This window comes from Shewanella sp. 10N.286.51.B2 (assembly GCF_041469265.1).
Classification (GTDB): Bacteria; Pseudomonadota; Gammaproteobacteria; order Enterobacterales; family Shewanellaceae; genus Shewanella.
The window spans coordinates 1-2,329 of the sequence record NZ_JBFRKH010000102.1; the positions used below are offsets into that span (position 1 = coordinate 1).

A 2,329-nucleotide genomic window follows, 5' to 3' on the forward strand; every position below is an offset into this window, starting at 1 on the left:
GAGGAAATTGTTCAAGCACAGATGGAATTTAAAGAAAAACAGCATGTTGGAAAAATTGTACTCACTGTGCAAACTTAAAGTTTTGGTTGTTTGCCCTTCGTAATTTGATTATGAAGGGTTATTACTGATAACACTTTTCTAAATAATGAACGAGCTTCTTAACATTAAATTTTCTAATGGGAAATTGGTTCACGGCGTTTAAATGGACTTCTCGCAAACTCACTTTGGGGCAAAAGCTTCTTAGAGTTAATGTTAAAAATGCTCTAGTTCACATCACGATAAGTATGGCTAAAATAGGAAAGGCCAGCAGAGGTTAGTCTTCAAATAAATGGCCAATTTAACTAAGCCACTACACGCTGGGTTCTTAGGAGGACAGCACTTAGTAACAAGTGTCGTCTATCCGACATAAGTTAGTTACGGATTCATGTAATACTGAAAGTTCAGATGATCTCTCTATATTAACAGCTATTTCCTTTACTAATCAGTAACCTAACCAAGAGATTATACAAGCATTCTAATCGTATTTACATTAGCTAGAGATCTTGAAGGGATTTAAATTTGACATTCTTTTGCCGCAATTAGCATTGTATTGGGATCTGAAAGGTACTGAAGGTATTTGTACACTTTTGTTACCGTTTTATCTCCGTTTTTTTCAATATCAGCTAGGTATAAAAGCTTTCCATTAGACGTGAAAGTTAATGAATAACCATCACTAGATTCTCTTTGATTAACAACGCCAGATTGCCCCCACTTATCAGCAATACAAATTGTTATTCTTTTTGCTGCTTTATCACTGTACTCTAGTACATGTGGTGTGTTTGTTCTCATTTCGCCTGGAGTGGTTGAACATCCAGAAATAATTAATAAGAGACTTGCTGATAATATAAGTTTTTTCATCATTTTCCTTAGAGCTATACAGCTTAAGCCAAACTGCGTGTAAGTATGAATACTGAAAACTATTTTAGTTTACTAAGAACCACTTCCCCTCAATTAAATTACCACTGTTTTTAATTACTTACTAGTGTATCAACCTTATTTAGGATGAATATACCAAGAATTTAAGTCTTTGTGATTTTACTAATTGATGAAGTAGGAATGTTGCTTATGAATCAATCAAACTGTAGGTGATTAGATCTCAGGATAGTGACATGAAACGAAAGGTTAATTTGTAGTGGTCAATGACTACTGACCACTAAATTAGAGCCTGTCTAGCTCATTTCTGGACAGAAATCAGTTAGTGCAAAGGGTCTAAAAGTAGGTTGTGGAATTGATAAATATATGGCAATCAAATAAAGTTTACACTGACCCCACATATCTATTTATTACATCTGAACGTAAAATAGAAAACACTTTGAGATCATGATATGAGCCTTTCCATTTACCGTGCTGTCTCAGCACACCATCACATTGGAACCCTAACTTTTTAAGCACAGACTCTGAAGCACCATTGCCTAACATAACGTATGCCTCAATCTTATTAACAAATTTGGGACATTGACTCGAAAATGAGAACTCGATAACTTTACGTACAGCCTCCTGAGCAAAGCCTTTTCCCCATGACTTTTTCACAAATTCATAACCTATAACCGCCACATCGTTACTTTCTTCAAAGCGATTAATGCCACAACTGCCAATAAACTCACTAGTTGATTTTTCTCGAATAGCCCACCTAACACTTTTTTGATTATTAAAACTCTCAATATCATCTTTAACTAATTCTAGGGCTTCATTTTCCGTAGTGAAATGTAGATCATAATATTCAGTTACTTCGCTATCAGAAAACATGGCGAAAATTGATTCAGAATCATCAACGGATTGCTCATTCAAGATAAGTCTTTCAGTCTCTACGATTGGAAAATTATTCATGACTCTCCGAAAAATATAACGAGCCTGTAGAATTACTCATTTTTTATTAATTTTTAACACAATACAACGACAGTATCGAAGTTTCTATGACTATTCAATTTTTTCACTTGGCTTTATTCTTTGATGAATTTTTAGCGGAGATTTTAGTTTAGGCAAGCCTAAGTAACTTTTATAAGTCTGCTACATGGATATCGCGGCTGACTTTGATGGTGAAAGGCTATCAGCCTTAATGCATCCTGCTTTGCATTTACAAGGATTTATCGAGCATAAAATGTGTGTTTTCGTTATCTTTCCTCACGGAATATCAGTGTGGAATTATAACTGAATATATCTAGTACTTTAAAAGGCAGATCTGATTGCACAATAGATTAGAAAATATAAGGCTATATCGACAGTTCTCCGATCGCCTAACTTACCCAGCTAACGCATAAAGGGGCAGAAAAAATTACAAAGCCACCCATTA

2 protein-coding genes are annotated in these 2,329 nt (G+C 34.8%); both read right to left on the reverse strand.

Going from position 1 to position 2,329, the window contains the following annotated elements:
* Positions 1–552 precede the first annotated feature (552 nt).
* Positions 553–897 (reverse strand): hypothetical protein, encoded by a 345-nt coding sequence (locus AB4140_RS19360; protein ID WP_372002263.1) that lies wholly within the window; start codon positions 895–897, stop codon positions 553–555.
* A gap of 399 nt (positions 898–1,296) precedes the next feature.
* On the reverse strand, positions 1,297–1,866 hold the full coding sequence (locus tag AB4140_RS19365; RefSeq protein ID WP_372002265.1) for a GNAT family N-acetyltransferase: 570 nt from the start codon (positions 1,864–1,866) through the stop codon (positions 1,297–1,299).
* Positions 1,867–2,329 lie beyond the last annotated feature (463 nt).

Excerpts from the sequence above, each read along its gene's own strand:
- AB4140_RS19360 (WP_372002263.1), bottom strand. The coding sequence starts at position 897 with ATGAAAAAACTTATATTATCAGCAAGTCTCTTATTAATTATTTCTGGA.
- AB4140_RS19365 (WP_372002265.1), bottom strand. The coding sequence starts at position 1,866 with ATGAATAATTTTCCAATCGTAGAGACTGAAAGACTTATCTTGAATGAG.